This window comes from Streptomyces sp. NPDC002577 (genome assembly GCF_053594815.1).
Genome location: NZ_JBSFWK010000035.1, coordinates 59,728 through 80,147, shown reverse-complemented (window position 1 = coordinate 80,147; position 20,420 = coordinate 59,728). Strand labels below are relative to the sequence as shown.

The following is a 20,420-nucleotide window of genomic DNA, read 5'->3' as shown; positions in this document are numbered from 1 at the left end:
GCAGCCCCGTGCAGCCGCTTGCTTCACGCCGCCTCGTCCACCGTCGGCCACGGTGCAGGACCCGCGTTCACCAGGGCCATCGCCCTCGGCACAGCCGTAGGCGCATGGTTGGGAGCGTGCTCCCGCATGACCCGCAGGGCCGTGCGCTCCAGATGATGCGCCAGACACGACACCGCCGCGTCACGATCCCCGTCGACGACCGCCTCCAGGATCGCCGGATGCTCGATGTCGCCCGCGGCGGACCAGCTCTCGGGGTCGAAGCGCTGGGCGATACGGATGTATCGCGCGCTTCGGTCGGAGAGCGCACGCATCTGGCGCTGCAGTGGTTCGCTCGCACCGGCGGTGAGCAGGCCGTGGTACTCACCGTGCACGACGAACCACGTCTCGATGTCCTTGGCCCGCGCGGCACGCCGCATCGCCGTGATCCGCGCCTTGGCCTCCCGTCTCTCCCGGGCACCGAACCTGTCGAAGGTCATGGTCAGTGCGAGCGTCTCCAGCAGGATGCGCTGCGCGTAGTCGGCATCCAGCTCGGCCGGGTCGATACCTGCCACGCGCATGCGCTGGTTGGGCTCCGCCTCCACGAAGCCCTCCTCCTGCAGCATGCGCAACGCCTCCCGCACCGGCGTGCGGCTCACACCGAGCTGCCTGCCCAGCGCCACCTGCGACAGCGTGGTGCCCGGCGGCAGCCGGCCGTCGAGGATGCACTCACGCAGGAAGGCGTGCAACGGAGCGATCGACTGCCGGGCGCCCGGCAGGTTGAGCGGCTCGATGCCCGGGATGCGGATGGACGGCTGAGGCATGCCACCCATTATGACGTACCTGCATACACATTCAGTTTCGGTCGGGTGAATCCGTCGTCAGAGGCAGGCGTACCTGAAACCGTGTGTCACCCGGGACGGACCGCACCTCAAGGCTTCCGTGATGCTTGTTCACGACGATCCGCCACGAGATGTCGAGGCCGAGACCGGTTCCTTCGCCCACCGGCTTGGTCGTGAAGAACGGGTCGAAGATGCGGTTTTGGATCTCGGGATCCACGCCCGGGCCGGTGTCGCGGAACTCGACGAGCAGGTGGTCCCGGTCGAGAGCGGTGCGCAGGGTCAGTGTTCCCTCACCGTCCATCGCCTGGACGGCGTTGTCGATGAGGTTGGTCCACACCTGGTTCAGCTCCCCCGGGTAGGCGGGGATCCTCGGCAGCGTACGGTCGTAGTCCTTGACGACCCGGACACCGGGACCGATCTTCCGGGCGAGCATCACGAGGGTGCTGTCGAGCAGTTCGTGCACGTCGGCGTTCTGGAAAGGAGCCCGGTCGAGTTGTGAGTACTGCTTGGCCGCGTCGACGAGCCGCGAGATGCGGCTGGTGGAGTCCTCGATCTCGTTCATGAGCAGCTCGGTCTCCACGGTGTACTCGAGCCACCGGATCGCGGCGTCGAGGGTCTCCTCGTCCACGGTCGCCGCCACCTGGTCCAGCCAGTCGGTGCCGAGCCCGGCCTGCACGAAGGTGGCCGCGAGCTCCCAGCCCACCGCGATGTCATGCTCGTCGAGCCAGTCGGCGAGCGCGTCCTCCCGGTCGGATGCCTTCAGCGGGCTGAGCGGCGTGGTCTTCGACACCAGTTCGGCTGTGCGCTCCTGGATGTCGACGAGTGCCTCGAGGGTGTCGCGCGCCTGCGGGCCGACCGCGATCGCCGCGAGCCTGTGCCGCATCCCGGCCACTCGCTCGCGCAGCGCCGCCGTGGCGCGTACGGCCGCGGCCGCGGGGTTGTTGAGTTCGTGGGTCAGACCGGCGGACAGTGATCCGAGCGCCAGCAGCCGTTCGCGCTGGTTGATGGTCTGCTGGGTGTTCTGCGTGCCGAAGAACATCCCTTCCAGGAGGTGGACGGCCATCGGGAACCAGTCCCGCATGATCGTGGCGAAGGTCCCGGCGGGGAGGACGAAGAACCGTGAGGGCTCCGTGACCCGGAGAGAACCCCGGTAGCGGTCGCCCTCGTGGCCGTTCACATACGCCTGCAGGGCGCCCGCGTACGCGCCTCTGTGCGAGGTGCGGTTGATCTCCACGTCGTCGTCCCCGACCCGGCGCGTCATGACGATCGTGCCTTCCAGCAGGACGAAGAAGCAGGTGGCCGGGTCACCCTCGCGATAGACGTAGCCGGGCTCGAACTTCTCCACGCGGCCCTCGCGGCACAGCCGCGCCAGCTGCTCCTCGGTGAGCTTCTCGAACAGGAAGAGTGTGGCCAGCTCTTCCTCCTCGCAGGGCATCGGCTGCCCGTTCATGACTGCTCCAGATAACGGTGGACGAGCATCACGGCCATGGCTCCCTCTCCGACGGCGGAAGCGACCCGCTTGGCGGACTCGGCGCGCGCGTCGCCCGCCACGAACACGCCGGGAATGTTGGTCTCCAGGTGGTACGGCGGCCGGTCCAGCTCCCAGCCCGCCGGCGGCCGCCCGTCCGGGCTCAGGTCGGGCCCGGCCAGGATGAACCCGCGCTCGTCGCGCAGCACCGTGCCGTCCAGCCAGTCCGTCAGCGGGGCCGCGCCGATGAACACGAACAGCCACTGCGTGTCGACCAGCTCGGTGTGCCCGCTCTCGGTGTCGCGCAAGGTCAGCTGCTCCAGGTGGTCGGAGCCGTGCGCGGACTCTACGACCGTCCGCGTGCGCACGAAGATGTTGGCCGTCTGCTCGATCTGCTGGATCAGATAGTGCGACATCGACGCCGACAGGTCCGGGCCACGCACCAGCAGGATCACCGACTTGGCGCCCTTGGCGAGATACATCGCCGCTTGTCCGGCCGAGTTGGCGCCACCCACGATGTAGATGTCGTGGCCCCGGCAGGAGGGTGCCTCGGTCAGCGCGGAGCCGTAGAAGACCCCGCGTCCGGTCAGCTCCGTCAGGCCGGGCGCCGCCAGCTGCCGGTAGGACACTCCGGTCGCCAGAAGGACGCTGTGCGCGGCGACCGCGGAGCCGTCCGAGAACCGCACGATGCGCGCAGCACCGGACACTTCCAGGCCCGTCACCTCGCGGGCGGTGAGGAGTTCGGCGCCGAACTTGACCGCCTGCCGCCGGGCGCGCTCGGCCAGTTGGGCGCCGGAGACGCCGTCGGGGAAGCCGAGATAGTTCTCGATACGGGAACTCTGCCCGGCCTGCCCGCCGGTCGCCGACCGCTCCACCAGCACGGTCCGCAGGCCCTCGGAGGCTCCGTACACCGCGGCGCCCAGCCCGGCGGGACCACCACCGACGACGACCAGGTCGTAGAAGTCCTCCGTCGGCGTGGTCGCCAGACCGACCAATGCCGCGAGGTCGGGATCCGAGGGCTCCGCCAGTGCCGTCCCGTCCGCGGCGACCACCAGTGGCAGCCGCTGCCCGTCCTGTCCCGCGGCGGCCAGCAGCCGCTGTCCCTCGAGCTCGTCCGAGGAGTACCAGCGGTACGGCACGTGGTTGCGGGCCAGGAACTCGCGGACCTGCGACGAGCGTGCCGACCACCGGTGTCCGACGACCTTGGTGATGGGCGCCGTTCGGTGGTCGGTGGTCCGCCACGCCTCCAAGAGCTCGTCCAGGACCGGGTAGAGCTTCTCCTCCGGTGGATCCCACGGCTTGAGCAAATAGTGGTCGAGGTCCACGACGTTGATCGCGTCGATCGCCGCGTTGGTGTCCGCGTACGCGGTCAGCAGCACCCGGCGGGCACCCGGATAGACGTCCAGGGCCTGTTCCAGGAACTCGATGCCGTTCATCTGCGGCATCCGGTAGTCGGAGAGGATCACCGCCACCTGGTCACCGCGGAGCTTGAGCTCGCGCAGGGTGTCCAGCGCGCTCTCGCCGGACTCCGCCCGCACGATCCGGTGCGTGTCGCCGTAGCGGCGCCGCAGGTCGCGGGCGACGGCCCGGGACACGCCCGGGTCGTCGTCCACGGTCAGGATGACGGTCCGCCCCGGACTCTCCGACTGGGCCATGCCTCTCCCCTGTTCGATCATCTCGCTCCGCTCCCCCACGCTTTCGCGGTCTACTCTGGCCGCAGAGCGGCCAGTTGCTCCGCGAAGGGCACGACGTCCGTGTCGTCGGCCGCCTGGCCGCCACCCCCGGGGAGGTCGCGCAGGAGACCGGCCAGTTCCCTGCCCGCACGCGCAATTCGGCGGGGCAGCGTGTCGGTGAGGGAGTCGCCGTTGCCTCCCCAGTCCTCCGACGCCGCGTACACGGCGGTGGGTACGACCACCGCACGCAGGTACGCGAAGAGCGGACGCAACGCGTGCTCCAGAGCGAGCGAGTGGCGCCCGGTCCCGCCGGTGGCGGCCACCAGCACGGGCTTGCCGGTGAGGGCGTCGTTGTCGATGACGTCGAAGAACGACTTGAACAGACCGCTGTAGGAGGCGGTGAACACCGGCGTGACGGTGATCAGTCCGTCGGCCGAGGTGACCGCTTCGATGGCTTCGGACAGCTCTGGCGAGGGGAAGCCGGAGGCGAAGTTCTTGGCGATGTCGACGGCCAGGTCGCGTAGTTCGACGATCTTCACCTCGACCTCGCGCTCCGCCGCCAGTTCCGTGCGAACCGCCTCGGTGAGCCGGTCGGCGAGCAGACGGGTGGACGAGGGGACGCTCAGGCCGGCCGATACGACAGCCAGGCGCAGTGGCTCGCGGGTGCTCACTTGGCCCCCTCCTCAGAGCTCTCAGAGGCCGGCGACACCAGCGCCTCGCGGTCGTCGAGCAGGGAAGCGTGGGTGGGCGCATCCGGAACGTTGCTGGGCCGCAGGGCGGCGACCTCCTTGCGCAGGACGGGTATGACCTCCTCGCCGAGCAGGTCGAGCGTGTCCAGGACCGACTTCAGCGGCATACCGCCGGTGTCGACGGCGAAGAGCTGGCGCTGGTAGTCGCCGTAGTGCTCGCGGAAGGTCAGCGTCTTCTCGATGACCTGCTGCGGGCTGCCCACGATGAGCGGTGTCTGCTCCATGTACTCCTCCATCGTCGGACCGTGCCCGGCCATCGGGGAGTTGTCGAAGTACGGGCGGAACTCACCTACCGCGTCCTGCGAGTTCTTGCGGATGAAGACCATTCCGCCGGCGCCGACGATCGCCTGTTCTGCGGTGCCGTGACCGTAGTGGGCGTAGCGCTCGCGGTAGATGCCGATCAGGCGGCGGAAGTGGTCCTTGGGCATGAAGAGGTTGTTGACGAAGAAGCCGTCGCCGTAATAGGCGGCCTGTTCGGCGATCTCGGGGCTGCGGACCGAGCCGTGCCAGACGAACGGCGGGATGCCGTCGAGCGGCCGCGGGACCGAGGTGAAGGACTGCAGCGGGGTGCGGAAGCGGCCCGTCCAGTCGACGTACTCCTCGCGCCACAACTGGTGCAGCAGCGCGTAGTTCTCGATGGCGAGCGGGATGCCGTGCCGGACGTCCTTGCCGAACCAGGGATACACGGGGCCGGTGTTGCCTCGGCCCAGCATCAGGTCGACGCGGCCGTCGGCGAGGTGCTGGAGGACCGCGTAGTCCTCAGCCACCTTGACCGGGTCGTTGGTGGTGATCAGCGTCGTCGAGGTGGAGAGGATGATCCGGCTGGTCTTCGCCGCAATGTAGGCAAGGTGGGTGGTGGGCGAGGAGGAGACGAACGGCGGGTTGTGGTGCTCGCCGGTCGCGAAGACGTCGAGGCCGACCTCTTCGGCCTTGACCGCGATCGCGGCTATCGCCTTCAGCCGCTCCTGCTCGGTCGGCGGCCTGCGCGTGGTGGGGTTGGGGGTGACGTCGCCTATGGAGAACGTGCCGAACTGCACTGGGGGCTCCGGGTGCTGGGATGGGGGAAAGTTCTGAGGTGCGCGGCAGGACAAGACCGCGAGGCGCATGGGTGAGGGGCGGGCCGACCGCCTGCCCCTCACTCCGTTCGGTCACTGCTGCGGCATGAGCCCCATGACGAACGGGATGATCTTGCCGCCGCGCTCGCTGGTCCAGTTCTGGGCCAGTTCGGCCAGGAGCTGGATGGTGGAGGTGATGGTGGCGCCGGCGTTCTCCATGCGGCGGATGGCGATGTCGTCGGCCATCTTCGTCGGGGAGCCTCCCGCGTCGGCGACGACCTGGACGTCGTAACCGAGCTGCAGGGCCGTCAGGGTGGGGTAGACGGTGCAGACGTCGTTGGTGACACCCGCGATGATCAGCTTCTTGCGCCCGGTCTCCCGCACCGCGGCGGCGAAGTTCTCGTCGTCCATGGCGTTGACGACGCCCAGGCGCTTGATGCGCGCCTCGAACTCCTTCGGGGCGATCTCCGCGAGTTCGGACAGCAGCGGGCCCTGGGCGTACTCCTCCATGGAGGAGGTGAGCACCAGCGGGATGTCGACGGCCTTGGCGGTCTGGGCCAGCGCCAGGGCGTTGGCCTTCATCTGCTCGAAGGGGATGGACCGGACCCATCCCATGGTGCCCACCTGGTGGTCGATGAGCAGCATGGCCGTGTTGTCGGCAGTGAAGGGTTGTGCGGACATGAGGAAGACCTCTCTGAACGTACGGGCCAGCCTTGCCGGCTGAGCCACGTATCGGCCGGGCCGATTTAGTTTGCCGACCAATCGTTCCCCTCAGCGTACGTCACGCGGCGCGTATTCCCCCGGCGGGACAGAAATTAGGAAACGGACCGGCGACACCGCGACGGCCTGCACTCAGGGCGTCTCGAGAGCCTGCCGGACAGCCGGGACCACCTCGTGGGCGAACACGCTCAACTGCCGCTCGTGATCCCCGTCCGGCCAGTAGGCGAACCCGTTCATGCCGTGATCGCGGCAGACCTGCGTGATCTGCTCGACCCACTGCCCGACCGGACCGTGGAAGTCACCACTGGAGGCCGGTTCGATGATGCCGTTGAGGTTGTAGACCTTGCGGATCGAGCCTGGGTCGCGGCCCGCGCGCGTCGCCGCGTCGTCGAGGCGGGCGACGGCATCGCCCAGGCGGTCCAGCCCGAGAGAGAACAGAGAGGGAATCCATCCGTCGGCCCTGGCACCGGTCAGCTCCAGCATGCGGGGCCCGTACGCACCCAGCCAGATGCCCAGCGACCGGGACGGCGTGGGCCCCGGGTGGATGCCGGCCACGCGGTAGTGCTCACCGCCCGCCCGCGCCGTCCGCTCACCGCTCCACACGGCCCGGATCACGTCGATGGCCTCGACCAGCGCGTCGACGGACTCCTTCTCACTCCGACGCGGACCACCCATGGCCGCGATCGGCTCCCAGAAGGCCCCCGCACCCAGACCCAGCTGCAGGCGCCCGCCCGACAGCAGGTCGAAGCTGGCCGCGGCCTTGGCGAGCATCGCCGGCGGCCGCAGCGGCAGGTTGGCCACCGTGGGGACGAAGGTCACCCGTTCGGTGCGGGCCGCCAGGAACGCCATCAAGGTCCACGTGTCATGGAACGCCTGCTGATGGGGGTTCGGTGCTGCTGCCACTGGAGTGTGTTCGAGTGCGTTTTGGTAAGGGGGAGTGAGCGTCGTCCGTCTTTGGTGTGGCGTGCCTGTTGGCCCATGGCGTCGGCCTGTCGGGATGGGAACGGGGGTGCTGGTGTCGAATGCGTGACCTTTAGTGGCGGGCTTCGTTGGATGCGGTGACGGGGTCTTGGGGTCGGAGCTGGGTCGGGGGTGGCGGATGGGCGGGCTTAGGCAAGGCGGAGCCGTTCGTTGCGTCCGGGCCGACCGGTGTGGCGATCCGTGCCCGGCTGGGGCACCTGACGCCCGGGGACGAGAAGATGCTGGGCCTGGTCGGCGCGCATCTGGGCTCGCTCGCTTCGAGGGATTTGGCCGCCCGCTGCCGGGACGCTCTGGAGCACTCCGCGCAGACGTGGGCGGCCCGCAAGCGGGAGCTGAGGTGTGTGTCGTCGTCGCGCTGGGCCGGAGCGATCACGAAGGCGTCGCATGATCAGTGGGGGCTGGCGCGCAGGTGCCAGATGGCGCACCTTCAGTCCCTTCAGGCCGGTATTGCGGCCATCCGTCACCGGCTGTCCCTCCCCATCGGCGTGCGCGGCTCGAAGAACGCGCCGGGCGGCTACCGCTCCGCCCAGGAGTGGCATGCCAAGTCCCGCCGCCTGGCCGCCCTGGAGGACCGGCTGGAGCGCGAGCGTGCCGAGCTTGAGGCCGGACGCGTGCGCGTCGTGCGGGGCGGGAAGCGACTCGCACGCGCTCGGCACAACCTTGACGCCGCGCAGCTCACCGGGACCGCATGGCGGCAGCGGTGGGAAGCGTCGCGCTGGTTCCTGCAGGCGGACGGGGAGTCGGGTAAGCGGTACGGCAACGAGACCATCCGCGTCACCCCCGGCGGCGAGGTGTCGATCAAACTGCCCGCACCCCTTGCGGAGTTCGCCAACGCTCCGTATGGCCGGTATGTCCTGGCCGCTCGCGTCGGGTATTCGCACCGGGGCACCGAGTGGGCCGACCGCGTGGCAGCCAACCGGGCCGTGGCCTACCGCATCCACCTGGATACGGTACGGGGGCGCTGGTACCTCACCGCGTCCTGGCAGATCCCTCCCACCCCGATGATCCCCATTGAGGCCACCCTGGCCCAGGGGGTGATCGGTGTGGATACCAACGCCGATCACCTGGCCGCTTGGCGCCTGGACACCTGCGGCAACCCGAGTGGCCAGCCGCGCCGGTTCTTCTACGACCTGTCCGGCACCGCCCAGCATCGCGACGCCCAAGTCCGTCACGCCCTGACCCGGCTGCTGCACTGGGCACAGACCTGCGGCGTGACAGCGATCGCGATCGAGGACCTGGACTTCGCCGCGGAGAAGACCCGCGAGAAGCACGGCCGCAACAAGAAGTTCCGGCACCTCATCTCCGGCATGCCCACAGGCAAGCTGCGCGCCCGGCTCACCTCGATGGCCGACGCCACCGACATTGCGATCATCGCGGTCGATCCCGCATACACCAGCAAGTGGGAGCCCAGCACTGGCAGGCCCCACTGACCAGCAACAGCCGCAAGACCACACGCCACGATGCGGCAGCCGTGGCGATCGGCAGGCGCGCCCAGGGGCATCCGATCCGGCGACGGACGGCACCGCCCCGCACCCACCAGAGCGATGGATGCGGGCATCGGACCGTCCAGGCCGCACCGGGGACCTCCGGGCGTGAGGAACCCCGCCCCCGCATCCCCGGGCCACGGACACGATCCGTGCGCGCCGGAAGCGGAGCGAACGCGGGGAACCAGAACGCCCAACACCGTTCGGGGCGTTCGGCTGAGCATGAGTTCCGGCAACAGAACTCACTCCCGCTCAGCCTCTAGGAACGGTGGTCCTGAACAGTGACGAAGTCCAGGCCGCCACGGTCCGCCAGCAGGGCGTACCGCAGGGGTTGATCACCCTGGCCGCACACCGGATCGACGTTCGCACCGAACAGCACGGGCAGGGTCATGTGTCCACTCCGTAGGCCGGGGACTGGTCACCCACACCACTCTATTGGCCGACCAATTTAGTATGGGTGAGATGATTCCACGACAAGCGAATCGCGTGCCACGCAAGGAGGACCAGCAACCATGCCGCCAGCGTCCGAATCGGTCCAGGCCAAAGATGATGCGGTACCGACCGTCGCCGAGGCTCCGATGAGCGAGGCCATCTTCCGCGCCGCCCGTGTGCACCGGATCATGGCGGGCAATCTGCTGCGCGAGACCGGCCTGTACCCCGGGCAGGAGCTGCTGATGATGCAGCTATGGGAACAGGGCGAACAGCGCCAGGCCGACCTCATCAAGACGCTGGGCCTCGATCCGTCCACCGTCACCAAGATGCTGCAGCGCCTGGAGCAGTCCGGGTTCGTCACCCGCAGCCCCTCCCCCCACGATCGCCGGGCGGTCGTCGTGAACGCCACCCGCGCGGGCCAGGCCCTGCGCGACCGGGTCCTTCAGGCCTGGCGCGACCTGGAGTCGATCACGGCCGCGGGGTTCACGGACGAGGAGTACCAGCAGGCGATGCGGGTCCTGACCCGCATCGAGGCGAACCTCACCAACACCTCCGCCGACGCCGGCGATCCCTCGGTCATCTGCTGACCGCTGTTGCGGACGCACCCGGCAGTCGCATTCGCCCGGGTAGTGGACGCCGATGCTCTCGCGTACGGCGTCCAGCGTCGTCATGACCGCGAGGGTGCCATCCAGCGGAACGAACGGCGACTCGGTGGCGCCGGCCCGCAGGCAGTGGGTCACCTCCAGCGCCTCGTGGGTGCAGCCGTTGCCCGGGGAGTCCGGCATGCGGACCTCCTCGGGCTCGTGGCCCTGCCGGTGTTCCTGTCACGGAGTGAGGCCTTCCGCAGGACGCGGCTGACGTGCGCTCACTTGCCGAATCCGGCGGTGAGACCGCTGATGAGCTGGCGCCGGCCGATGGCGTACAGGGCGAGGATCGGCAGGGTGGAGAGGACGACCGCGGCCAGGATCGCGGGCACGTTGATCGTGAACTCGCCCTGGAAGCTCCAGACGAACAGCGGCAGGACGCGCTTGTCGGGGCTCTGGGTGAGGATCAGCGGGAACAGGAAGCCGTTCCAGACGTTCAGCGCGTCGTAGATCGTGACCGTGATCAGCGCCGGGCGGGACAGCGGAAGGGCCAGGTTCCACAGCATGCGCCAGTGGCCGGCGCCTTCGGCACGCATCGACTCGTACAGCTCGTCGGGGATGTCCCGCAGGAAGTTGGCCATGATGATCACGGTGATCGGGATCGCGAAGGCGGCCGAGGGCAGCACGATCGCGAGCAGGGTGTCGTACATCTGCGCCTTGGCGATCAGGTAGTACACCGGGATGATCGTGGCCTGGAGAGGGATGGCCAGCCCCAGCAGGAAGACGCTGAACGTCCAGCGCAGGGCGCGGCTGGTGCCGCGCACGATGGCGTAGGCGGCGAGGAAGGACACCGCGAGCGTGAGCACTGTCGCGCCAGCCGTGACCACGAGGCTGTTGAGCAGGTAGTGCCCGAAGCCGTTGTCGAGGACCTGGCGGTAGTTCTGCAGGGTCGGGTGCGAGGGAACGGAGAGCGGGTTGGCGTCGAAGTAGCCGTCGCGGGTGCGCAGGCTGGTGACGACGACCCAGTACACGGGCACGAGCACGATCACCAGCCACACCAGACCGCCCAGCGCGCCGAGCGGGTTGGTACGGCGCAGCCGCCACAAGCGGCTGCGGCCCGGCCGGCGTACGGAGGGTGCCGCGGCTGAGTCGGTGGACGGGGCGTGGGAGAGCGCGGACATCACATACCTGCCTGCTGGCTGCGCATCCGGCTGAAACCGGAGAACCGGACGAGGGCGAGAGAGAGGACCAGTCCGGCCACGACGAGCACCACGGAGACGGCGCTGGCGAGACCCATCTGGTTGCTCTGGAAGCCGGTGATGTACATGTCGAGCGGCAGGATGCGGGTGGAGTAGCCGGGACCGCCGCCGGTGAGTACGAACACGAGGTCGAAGTAGGTGAGGGAGCCGACGGTCATCAGCGTCGAGGACGTGACGATCGTGTAGCGCAGCTGGGGCAGCGTGATGTGCCAGAACTGCTTGATCCGGCCCGCTCCGTCGATCGAGGCGGCCTCGTACAGCGAGGCCGGGATCTGCCGGGCCCCGGCCTGGTAGAGCAGGGTGTGGAAGGGCAGGAACTGCCAGGCGATGACGAACACGAGGGCATAGAAGGCGAGTTGGGGGTCGCCCAGCCAGTCCTTGTCGAGGAGCGGCAGATGGAGCGTCGCCCCCAGGCCGAAGTTCGGGTCGAGCAGGTTCTTGAAGATGATGGCGATCGCCGCTGTGGAGATCAGCAGCGGGACGAAGTAGAAGACGGCGAGCAGCGCGCGGTAGCGCTGCTTCCCGGCGACGAACACGCCCAGCAGCAGGGCGAGCGGGGTCTGCACCACCCAGGAGATGACCATCATCTTGAGAGTGAGCCACAGGGCGTGCCGGGTGACGTCGCTGGTGAGGGCCTCGTGCCAGTTGTCGAAGCCGGCCCAGGCGGGGCTGCCCAGGCCGTCCCAGCGGGTGAAGCTCAGATAGACCACGATCGCCATCGGCACGAGCGCGAACAGGGCGAACAGCAGCAGCGCGGGCAGGGCCATGAGGAACGGCGGGCCGTCGCCGCGCGCGCGGGACGTGCCGGCGCGCCTGCGGGGTGGCGCCTTCGAGGCGCTGGTGAGGGTCACTTCGCCGCCGCCTGGTCCATCTGTGCGCAGAACTGCTGCGGGGTGATCTGGCCGAGGAAGAGCTGGTCGAGGTGGGTCAGCAGCGCGTCGCCGAGTTCGGGGCTGAGCGCCTGGTCCCAGGAGAGCTGGAAGCTCTTCGCGTCGCGGGTCAGGTTGTAGACGTACGTCGTCCAGTCCGCGTTCTTCGTGGACTTGAGCTTGGCGTCGAGGTCCTTCACCGGCGGTACGTCGCCGTTCTTGAGGAGGTTGTCGACGTAGGTGTCTTTGTAGACGCCGTCCTTGAGGTACGACACGGCGGTCTTCTTCTCCTTGGCGCTCGCCTGTGCCGACACGGAGAAGAAGTTGGCGGTGTTGCCGACGATGTTCGTCGCGTCGCCCTTGCCGCCGGAGACCGCCGGGAAGCCGGTCCAGCCGAGCTTGCCCTCCGAGACGAACTTGGGCGAACCGGTGGCCATGGTGCCGTACGCCCAGCTGCCCTGCAGGATCATCGCGGCCTTGCCGGTGTACACCTGGGCCTCGGCCTGTCCGGCGTCGGCGGAGACGGAGGTGAAGCCCTTGGCGAAGCCGCCGGCGTCGACCAGCTGCTTGATCATCTGGGCGGACTTGAGGACGGCCGGGTCGGACCAGGCACCCTTCTTGCCTGCGGCGATGTCGGCGAAGGTGTCCGGGCCGCCGACGCGGTCGACCAGGTACTCCAGCCACATCAGGTCGGGCCACTTCGAGGCGCCGCCCATGGACAGCGGGGCTATGCCCTTCGCCTTGAACTTCTTCACCAGGGCGAGCAGATCGTCCCAGGTCTTCGGCGGCTTGGCGCCCGCCTTCTCGAACAGTTCCTTGTTGTAGTACAGGACCACGGGCTGCACGCCGTTGACCGGGACGCCGTAGACCTTGCCGTCGATGGTGGCGGACTTCAGCACCGAGGGGAAGATGCGGTTCTTCCACTCGGGGTTCTTGTCCAGGTCGGGCGTGAGGTCGGCGACCTTGCCGGCGTCGACGTAGTTCTTCAGGGCGCCGCCGCCCCAGTTCTCGAACAGCACCGGGCCGTTGCCCGCGCCGACGGCCGTACGCAGCTTCTGCTTGTACGGGTCGTTCTGGAAGAACTGGTAGTCGACCTTGCTGTCGGGGTGGGCCTTGTTCCACTCCGTGGCCGAGGCGCGGAAGGTCGCCTCGGAACCCTGGGTGAGGGCCCAGACCAGCGCCCCGTCGCCGGAACCGGAGCTGGTGGTGCGCCCGCTGCTGCCGCAGGCCGTTACCGTCAGGGCGAGGGCCGCCGCGCCGGCGGTCACCAGGATGCGGGTGGGGATTCTCGTGGCCATCGTGAGCTCCTTCGCTCTCCAGAGGCTCGTACGTGCTTCGCGGCTCTGCGCAGCGGTTCGTAAGTTTTCGAAACCTCTGTGTTTCGTGGCCGACAAAGTAGGTGGGTCTTTCGGCCGGGTCAAGATGTCCACGAGATTAATCTTCACCACAAAATCCCACTCTGGACCGGCGCGAAAGCTTGCGCTAGCTTCCCCGTAAGCCTTCGAAAGGATCAGCATGGCGAAGAGAGCCGTCGAGCGGAGCCGGACGACCCTGACCGGTATCGCCGAAGCGGCCGGGGTCTCGGTGGCCACCGTGTCGAAGGTGGTCAACGGCCGGAGCGACGTGTCGCCCGAGACCCGGGCGCGCATCGAGCGGCTGCTGGTCGAACATGACTACGTGGCCCGTGGCCCGGGCGGCGCCCAGTCGCCGGTGCGCATCATCGACCTCACCTTCGACCAGCTGGTCAACCCCAACAACCTGGTGATCACCCAGGGTGTGACGGAGGCAGCGGCCGAGGCGGGCGTGGACGTCGTCATCGGCGTCGCACCCCAGGATCCGCTGGGCGCGGCCTGGACGAGGAAGATCACGAACGCGGGACGGGAGGGCGTCATCCTGGTGACCTCCGAACTGACCCCGCAACAGCGTGCCCAGTTCGCTCAGTCGGGCATTCCGCTGGTGCTGATCGATCCGATGAACGTGCCCGACGAGAGCGTGCCGAGCATCGGCGCCACCAACTTCAGCGGCGGCATGGCCGCCACCGAACACCTCCTGGGGCTCGGTCACCGCCGTATCGCGATGATCGAGGGCCGGCACGACGCCCTGTGCAACACCGCCCGGCTGCACGGCTACCAGGCCGCCCTCACCGGGGCCGGCATCACGCCCGATCCGAGGCTCATCAAGCGGGGCGCCTTCCAGTTCGGACCCGCCTACCAGGCCGCCCTGGAGCTCTTTGCCCTGGACGATCCGCCCACGGCCGTCTTCACCGGCAACGACCTGGAGGCGTTCGGCGTCATCGAGGCGGCCCGTGTGCGCGGCCTGCGCGTGCCGGAGGACGTGAGCGTCGTCGGCTTCGACGACACCGCCGCGGCCGCCACCTCCGCCCCTCCCCTGACCACCGTCCGCCAGCCCTTCGCCGAGATCGGCCGCGCCGCGCTGCGCAGCCTGCTGCGGCTCGCCGCGGGACAGCCTTTGGACAGCCACCGGATGGAACTCGCCACCCAGCTGGTGGTCCGGGCGTCCACGGCCCCACCCCCCAGCCACACCTGACCCCACACCGGCGCCATGCGCCACCAGCTCAAGGGACGCACCATGACCACACCCTGGGCCGATCCGGCCTGCCCGCGCGACGACAGGGTCGAGGCCCTCCTCGCGGAGATGACCCTGGAGGAGAAGCTCGCCCAGCTCGGCAGCGCCTGGCCGGGCGTCGAGCGCGTCAGCGGCAACGTCGCTCCGATGCAGGACGTCTTCGCCCGCCAGACGGAGTTCGCCTCGGCCAGCAAGGACGGCCTGGGCCACCTCACCCGGCCGTTCGGCACCCGCCCAGTCGAGCCGACCGAGGGAGCACGTCAACTCGCCCATCTTCAGCGTGAGTTGATGGACAACACCCGCCTCGGCATCCCGGCCATCGCGCACGAGGAGTGCCTGACCGGATTCACCACCTACCGTGCCACCGTCTTCCCCACCGCCCTCGCCTGGGCCGCCACCTTCGCCCCGGACCTGGTCGAGCGCATGTCCCACGCCATCGGCAGCAGCATGCGCCGGGTCGGCGTCCACCAGGGCCTCTCCCCCGTCCTGGACGTCGTACGGGACTACCGCTGGGGCCGGGTCGAGGAGACCCTCGGCGAAGACCCGTACCTGATCGGCATGACCGGCAGCGCCTATGTGCGCGGGCTGGAGAGCGCCGGGATCATCGCCACGCTGAAGCACTTCGCGGGGTACTCGGCCTCCAAGGGCGCCCGCAACCACGCTCCGGTCTCCATGGGGCGCCGCGAGTTCGCCGACGTGATCCTGCCGCCGTTCGAGATGGCGCTGCGCGAGGGCGGGGCGCGCTCGGTAATGAACTCCTACTCCGACGTCGACGGCATGCCGGCCGGCGCCGACCCGTCGCTGCTCACCGGAACCCTGCGCGAAGAGTGGGGTTTCGACGGCACGGTCGTCTCCGACTACTGGTCGATCGCCTTCCTGCGGACCATGCACCGCATCGCCGCCACGGACGGCGAGGCCGGCGCCCGCGCCCTGGCGGCCGGGATCGACGTCGAACTGCCCGACACCCTGTGCTACGGCGAACCGCTCGCCGAACTCGTCCGGGCCGGCACCGTCTCCGAGAACCTCGTCGACCGCGCCGTACGCCGCGTCCTGCGCCAGAAGACGGAACTCGGCCTGCTCGACGCCGACTTCAGCCCCGAGGTCGACACCGAGGAGCCGATCGACTTCGATCCACCGGCCCATCGCGCGATCGCCCGCGAGCTCGCCGAGCAGAGCATCGTCCTGCTCGACAACCGCGACGGCATTCTGCCCCTGGACCAGGACACACCGTCCCTCGCCCTCGTGGGCCCCTGCGCCGACGACCCGAACGCCTTCTTCGGCTGCTACTCCTTCCCCAACCACGTCCTCCCCCACCACCCGGGCTACGACAACGGCATCGAGACGCGCTCGCTGCTCGACGCCCTCACCACCGAGCTGCCGGGGACCCGGGTCGCGTACGAACAGGGCTGCCCCGTCAAGGACATCGACCGCAGTGGTTTCGATGCGGCCGTCGAGCAGGCCCGGCAGGCGGACGTGTGCGTGGCCGTGGTCGGCGACCGCGCCGGACTCTTCGGGCTCGGCACCTCCGGTGAGGGCTGCGACGCGGAGGACCTCGCGCTGCCCGGCGTCCAGGACGAGCTGGTCGAGGCGCTGCTGGCCACCGGCACCCCGGTCGTGCTGCTCGTCGTCTCCGGCCGGCCCTACGCGCTGGGTGCCTACGCGGACCGCGCGGCCGCCGTCGTCCAGGCCTTCTTCCCCGGCGAGGAGGGCGGGTCCGCGCTGGCTGGCGTGCTGTCCGGGCGGGTCACTCCGTCGGGCAAGCTCCCTGTGCAGGTCCCCAGGAGCCGGGGCGGTCAGCCCGCCACCTACCTCCACGCTCCGCTGGGCGGCAACAGCGAGGGCGTGAGCAACCTCGACCCCACGCCGGCGTACCCCTTCGGGCACGGGCTGTCGTACACGACCTTCGCCTACGAGGGGCTCGAAGTCGGCGCCGAGCACATCCCGACCGGCGGCGAGGTCGAGATCAGCTGCCTGGTGCGCAACACCGGTGACCGGGCCGGCGCGGAGGTCGTCCAGCTCTACACCGCCGACCCCGTCGCGGAACTCCCGCGGCCTGTCACGCAGTTGACTGGATTCGCGCGCGTCAGCCTCGCGCCCGACGAGCAGCGCCGGGTCGCCTTCCGGCTGCATGCGGACCGGCTCGCCTACACCGGGGCGGACATGCGCCGCATCGTCGAGCCGGGCGAGATCTCGGTGATGGTCGGTTCGTCCAGCACCGATGTCCGGCTGCGCGGCACGTTCCACCTGACCGGTCCCGTCCGCACGGTCGGCGCTGAGCGTGTCCTGCACACGGCGGTGGAAGTGGACTGAAACCGCAACGGCTGTCCGGCCCCTCACGTCGCCGTGACGGGCCGGACAGCCGTTCAGTTTCACGCGCGGGATGGCGATGCCTCTCCGCATGCGAAGGCATGGCTCTCCTGGACGAGCTGCCAGACGACAGCCAGTTCGCCGTCGTCCTGCGGCCCGTACAGCATCACCCAGGTTTCAGGTCCCAGGCCCATGGCGACGACCGGGTGTTCTTCCGCCCATCCCGTCCGGATCGCCTCTGCGGCGCGGGCGGAGGGCAGGGCCACATGCAGGCTTCCGCTCCCGTCGCCGTGCAGGTGGGCGAACTCGGTTCCGACCATGAACGCATCGGCGGGTCCCAGGGCGAGCCCGGGGTCGAGGTGCAGCGCCCGCGTGTGCGGTAGCGAGATGCCACTGCGGCCGCTCGTCACGCCCGGCAGACCTGTCATCAGGCGCCACAGCTCCTGCTGGAGGGCCGGGGGCGCGTACTGGTCGAGCTGTATGTGGGGGGTGGCGGGGGTGGTGCGCGGGCGGTGGCCCGACCGCTCGGGCAGGCCTGCCTCCTTCGCCGTGCCGCTGCTCATGTCTAGTCCTTCCTTCCGGCGAAGCTGCTGGTCATCCGGGGTGCGGGTGCGGTCCGGCGGGAGGGCGTAGCCGCCGTGAATAATGAGGAGGGCAGTCATGGGGGCCTCTCAGGAGTCACACCCTTAACGCTTCATTGGCCGCCCAATCTACGCTGCTCCGTCAAACTCCCCCTTTCCTCGCTTTACCGACCGGCCAGGACACCAGCGGCCGTTGCAGGCGGCGCGGTCAGCCTCAACCCCGCCAGCACTTTCGCGCTTAGCGGGGGAACCCACGGCTCACCTCGATGAACCGCTGTCGGCCGCCACGCGGCGGCTATTTGGTCGACCATGCTCCGGGCTCTCGCGCTCCACGGCGCGCGGTGCGACCGCCCGGCTTGCTGCCGGCCTGTGCCGCAGAGCATCGTTGACCGTAATCACAGGCGGGACAGGACACGACGATGAAGTCCCATGAGCCGCCGGGGCAGCACCGACCGCTGCCGCCCGGCACCGTCCTCGACACGGCCCTCGCGGTCGTGGTCGCGGACGCCGACGGCCGCATCACCCACTGGAGCGAAGGTGCCCGGGTGCTCTGGGGGCACACTGCGCCAGAGATCGTCGGCAGACCACTCGCCGATCTGTTCACCGAAGCAGAGGGCGGGCCCCGGCATCGCGACGGCCGTCCACTGGCTGCCCAGGTGCACGTGGTTCCCCTGTCGGAGGACGGAGGGGAAGCCGGTTTCCTGCTCACGGCGCGTCCGGACGCGGCTCAGGACGCGGCCGCGCGGGAGCCGCTCAAGGGGTGGGCGTTCGACCAGCATCCCTTCCCGCTCTCGGTATGCGGTCCAGACGCGCGACTACTCCATGTGAACGAGGCGTTGGTGCGGGTGACGGGCTACCCCGAGGAGCAGCATCGGGGCAGACTCATCACCGAGATCGCCCAGGGTGACGTGTACGAAGACATCGTGAACCGCATCCGACGGGTTCTCGAGACGGGCAAGCCGGAGTTCGTCGAGCACTTTGTCAGGCTGCCGGGCGAGTCGAGAGCGCACGCCTGGACCATGGACGTCTATCCGCTCGAGGACGCGTCCGGCCGGGTGCGCGGCGCGGCCGTGTCGTCGTACGACTACTCCGAGCAATACGACTCCAGGGAGCGGTTCGCGCTGCTGGGCGAGGCCCGCACCCGCATCGGCAGCAGCCTGGACGTGGCGGGCACCGCCCGCGAACTCACCGAGGTCACGGTGCCTCGCTTCGCAGACGTGGTGTGCGTCGACCTGCTGGATGCCGTTGTCCGGGGCGACCTGCCCCTGCCGGTCACACCGGGCCCCGTCCGGCTGAACCGGGCCGCCGTCGGGGCGGCGAGCCTGGTGTCCTGGCAGCACGCCGCCCAGGGCGAGACGGCATACCATCCTGCTTCGTCGCCCGTCGCCCGATGCCTGGTCACCGGCCACGCGGAACTGCACCACGTCACCAACCCCGCCATCACCGGCTGGTTCGCCGAAGATCCCGTTCATGCGGCGCGGGCGCAGGAAAGCGGACTGCACTCGCTGATCGCAGTCCCCATCCGGGCACGGGACACCGTTCTGGGAGCGGCCCTCTTCCTCAGGTGCGCGCCGCACCGTGAGCCGTTCACCCATGACGATCTGGCCATCACCGAGGACCTGATCACGCGGGTCGGCATCTCGATCGACAACGCGCGCAGGTTCACCCGCGAACGTGGCGTCGCGCTGGCGCTGCAGCGCGCGCTGCTGCCGCCTGCCCCTGGCCCGCACGCGGCCGCGGAGACGGCCGCACGCTACCTTCCCGCGGGCGGCGACGCTCAGGCGGGCGGAGACTGGTTCGACGTGATTCCGCTGCCGGGAGCGCGGGTCGGCCTGGTCGTCGGCGATGTCGTCGGCCACGGCATCCCCGCCGCGGCGACCATGGGGCGTCTTCGCACCGCCGTCCGTACCCTCGCCGACATCGACCTGCCGCCCGATGAACTCCTCACCCACCTCGACGACATCGTGACCCACGACGCCGCCGAACGGAGCGACATCGCCGACGGGATCCCCGGCGATGTGGGAGCCACCTGCCTGTACGCGGTCTACGACCCCGTCGCCGGGACCTGCTCCCTGGCTCGCGCCGGTCACCCGGCTCCGATCCTGGTCCATCCGGACGGCACGAGCAGTGTCGTCGACGCGCCGGCCGGCCCACCGCTCGGGTTGGGCAGCCTGCCGTTCGAGGCAGCCGAAGTGACCTTGTCCGAGGGGAGCCTGCTCGCACTGTTCACCAACGGCCTGCTCGCCGCCGGCGACGTGGACGAGAGGACGGACGAGTTGCGCCGCGCCCTGACGCAGCGGTCGTCCTCACTCGACGCGCTGTGCGACGGTGTCCTGCGCACGATGAATCCCGAACCAGCAGGCGATGACAGCACCTTGCTGCTGGCCCGGCCGCGCGTCTTCGGCAAGGACCGGGTTGCCGAATGGGATGTTCCCGTCGACCCCGCTGCTGTGGCCGAGACCCGCCGACGTGCCACGCGGCAGCTCCGCTCTTGGGGGCTGGAGCACGTCGCCTTCATCACCGAACTGGTCGTCAGCGAGTTGGTCACCAACGCCGTTCGGCACTCCACCGGACCGATCCGTCTCCGGCTCATCAGGAACGAGACCCTGGTGTGCGAGGTCTCGGACGGCAGCAGCACCAGTCCGCACCTGCGCAGGGCACGGCTGCACGACGAGGGCGGCCGTGGTCTGTTCTTGGTCGCGGAACTGACCCAGCGGTGGGGCACGCGCTACACCCGGGCGGGCAAGACGATCTGGGCGGAGCAGTGCCTGTCGGAGAAGTGAGCGGCTCGGCGCGTCAGCCGGTGCACTGTGTCGCGAGCGGGCTGCTGCCGGTCCTTCCCCCGACCGCCCTC

At 69.4% G+C, this 20,420-nt stretch carries 16 protein-coding genes and 1 pseudogene; 5 read left to right on the top strand and 12 right to left on the bottom strand.

Annotation, left to right across the window (positions count from 1 at the left end; translation table 11 throughout):
* Window positions 1–23: 23 nt before the first annotated feature.
* From ACWD4J_RS32085 to ACWD4J_RS32055, 7 genes are all read right to left on the bottom strand, one after another.
* Window positions 24–800 carry a GntR family transcriptional regulator gene (locus ACWD4J_RS32085; protein ID WP_451398976.1) on the bottom strand — a complete coding sequence of 259 codons (777 nt, stop codon included), beginning with the start codon at window positions 798–800 and terminating at the stop codon, window positions 24–26.
* Window positions 801–831: 31 nt separating this feature from the next.
* Window positions 832–2,268: an ATP-binding protein gene (locus ACWD4J_RS32080; protein ID WP_451398975.1), complete on the bottom strand. Its 1,437-nt coding sequence runs from the start codon at window positions 2,266–2,268 to the stop codon at window positions 832–834.
* Window positions 2,265–3,941: an FAD-dependent oxidoreductase gene (locus ACWD4J_RS32075; RefSeq protein ID WP_451398974.1), complete on the bottom strand. Its 1,677-nt coding sequence runs from the start codon at window positions 3,939–3,941 to the stop codon at window positions 2,265–2,267. The genes ACWD4J_RS32080 and ACWD4J_RS32075 overlap by 4 nt, the downstream gene beginning before the upstream one ends.
* A 50-nt stretch (window positions 3,942–3,991) precedes the next feature.
* The gene (locus tag ACWD4J_RS32070) at window positions 3,992–4,630 is read right to left on the bottom strand and encodes an FMN reductase (protein WP_451398973.1); all 639 of its coding nucleotides are present in this window, start codon (window positions 4,628–4,630) and stop codon (window positions 3,992–3,994) included.
* Complete coding sequence (locus tag ACWD4J_RS32065; RefSeq protein WP_451398972.1) at window positions 4,627–5,745, bottom strand: CE1758 family FMN-dependent luciferase-like monooxygenase; 1,119 nt, start codon at window positions 5,743–5,745, stop codon at window positions 4,627–4,629. Before ACWD4J_RS32065 ends, ACWD4J_RS32070 begins: the two co-directional genes overlap by 4 nt.
* A 111-nt stretch (window positions 5,746–5,856) precedes the next feature.
* On the bottom strand, window positions 5,857–6,444 hold the full coding sequence (locus ACWD4J_RS32060; RefSeq protein ID WP_451398971.1) for an isochorismatase family protein: 588 nt from the start codon (window positions 6,442–6,444) through the stop codon (window positions 5,857–5,859).
* A gap of 171 nt (window positions 6,445–6,615) precedes the next feature.
* Window positions 6,616–7,386: an LLM class flavin-dependent oxidoreductase gene (locus tag ACWD4J_RS32055; RefSeq protein ID WP_451398970.1), complete on the bottom strand. Its 771-nt coding sequence runs from the start codon at window positions 7,384–7,386 to the stop codon at window positions 6,616–6,618.
* Window positions 7,387–7,582: 196 nt separating this feature from the next.
* Here ACWD4J_RS32055 and ACWD4J_RS32050 point away from each other — a divergent pair.
* Window positions 7,583–9,233 (top strand): annotated as a pseudogene (locus tag ACWD4J_RS32050) (IS200/IS605 family accessory protein TnpB-related protein).
* Here the strand turns inward: ACWD4J_RS32050 and ACWD4J_RS32045 are convergent.
* A complete protein-coding gene (locus ACWD4J_RS32045; protein ID WP_451398969.1) occupies window positions 9,208–9,339 on the bottom strand; it encodes a hypothetical protein in 132 nt (43 codons plus the stop codon). The pseudogene ACWD4J_RS32050 and the gene ACWD4J_RS32045 sit on opposite strands and share 26 nt — an antisense overlap.
* A 121-nt stretch (window positions 9,340–9,460) precedes the next feature.
* Between ACWD4J_RS32045 and ACWD4J_RS32040 the strand changes: the two genes are divergently transcribed.
* Window positions 9,461–9,967, top strand: a complete 507-nt coding sequence (locus ACWD4J_RS32040) for a MarR family winged helix-turn-helix transcriptional regulator (protein WP_451398968.1) — start codon at window positions 9,461–9,463, stop codon at window positions 9,965–9,967.
* A 278-nt stretch (window positions 9,968–10,245) separates the two neighbouring features.
* Here the strand turns inward: ACWD4J_RS32040 and ACWD4J_RS32035 are convergent, their stop codons facing one another.
* From ACWD4J_RS32035 to ACWD4J_RS32025, 3 genes are all read right to left on the bottom strand, one after another.
* Complete coding sequence (locus ACWD4J_RS32035; RefSeq protein WP_451398967.1) at window positions 10,246–11,145, bottom strand: carbohydrate ABC transporter permease; 900 nt, start codon at window positions 11,143–11,145, stop codon at window positions 10,246–10,248.
* Window positions 11,145–11,990 (bottom strand): carbohydrate ABC transporter permease, encoded by an 846-nt coding sequence (locus tag ACWD4J_RS32030; protein WP_451399002.1) that lies wholly within the window; start codon window positions 11,988–11,990, stop codon window positions 11,145–11,147. Before ACWD4J_RS32030 ends, ACWD4J_RS32035 begins: the two co-directional genes overlap by 1 nt.
* Before the next feature lie 80 nt (window positions 11,991–12,070).
* Complete coding sequence (locus ACWD4J_RS32025; protein ID WP_451398966.1) at window positions 12,071–13,390, bottom strand: extracellular solute-binding protein; 1,320 nt, start codon at window positions 13,388–13,390, stop codon at window positions 12,071–12,073.
* 217 nt (window positions 13,391–13,607) lie between these two features.
* Here ACWD4J_RS32025 and ACWD4J_RS32020 point away from each other — a divergent pair, with 217 nt between their 5' ends.
* Both ACWD4J_RS32020 and ACWD4J_RS32015 read left to right on the top strand, forming a co-directional pair.
* A complete protein-coding gene (locus tag ACWD4J_RS32020) occupies window positions 13,608–14,639 on the top strand; it encodes a LacI family DNA-binding transcriptional regulator (RefSeq protein WP_451398965.1) in 1,032 nt (343 codons plus the stop codon).
* 42 nt (window positions 14,640–14,681) lie between these two features.
* The gene (locus ACWD4J_RS32015; protein ID WP_451398964.1) at window positions 14,682–16,988 is read left to right on the top strand and encodes a beta-xylosidase/alpha-l-arabinosidase; all 2,307 of its coding nucleotides are present in this window, start codon (window positions 14,682–14,684) and stop codon (window positions 16,986–16,988) included.
* A 59-nt stretch (window positions 16,989–17,047) separates the two neighbouring features.
* On the opposite strand, the gene ACWD4J_RS32010 is transcribed toward ACWD4J_RS32015, so the two are convergent.
* Complete coding sequence (locus ACWD4J_RS32010) at window positions 17,048–17,548, bottom strand: luciferase domain-containing protein (RefSeq protein WP_451398963.1); 501 nt, start codon at window positions 17,546–17,548, stop codon at window positions 17,048–17,050.
* A gap of 437 nt (window positions 17,549–17,985) precedes the next feature.
* Between ACWD4J_RS32010 and ACWD4J_RS32005 the strand changes: the two genes are divergently transcribed.
* Entirely contained in the window at window positions 17,986–20,349 is a 2,364-nt protein-coding gene (locus tag ACWD4J_RS32005; RefSeq protein WP_451398962.1) for a SpoIIE family protein phosphatase, read from the top strand.
* Window positions 20,350–20,420: the final 71 nt, after the last annotated feature.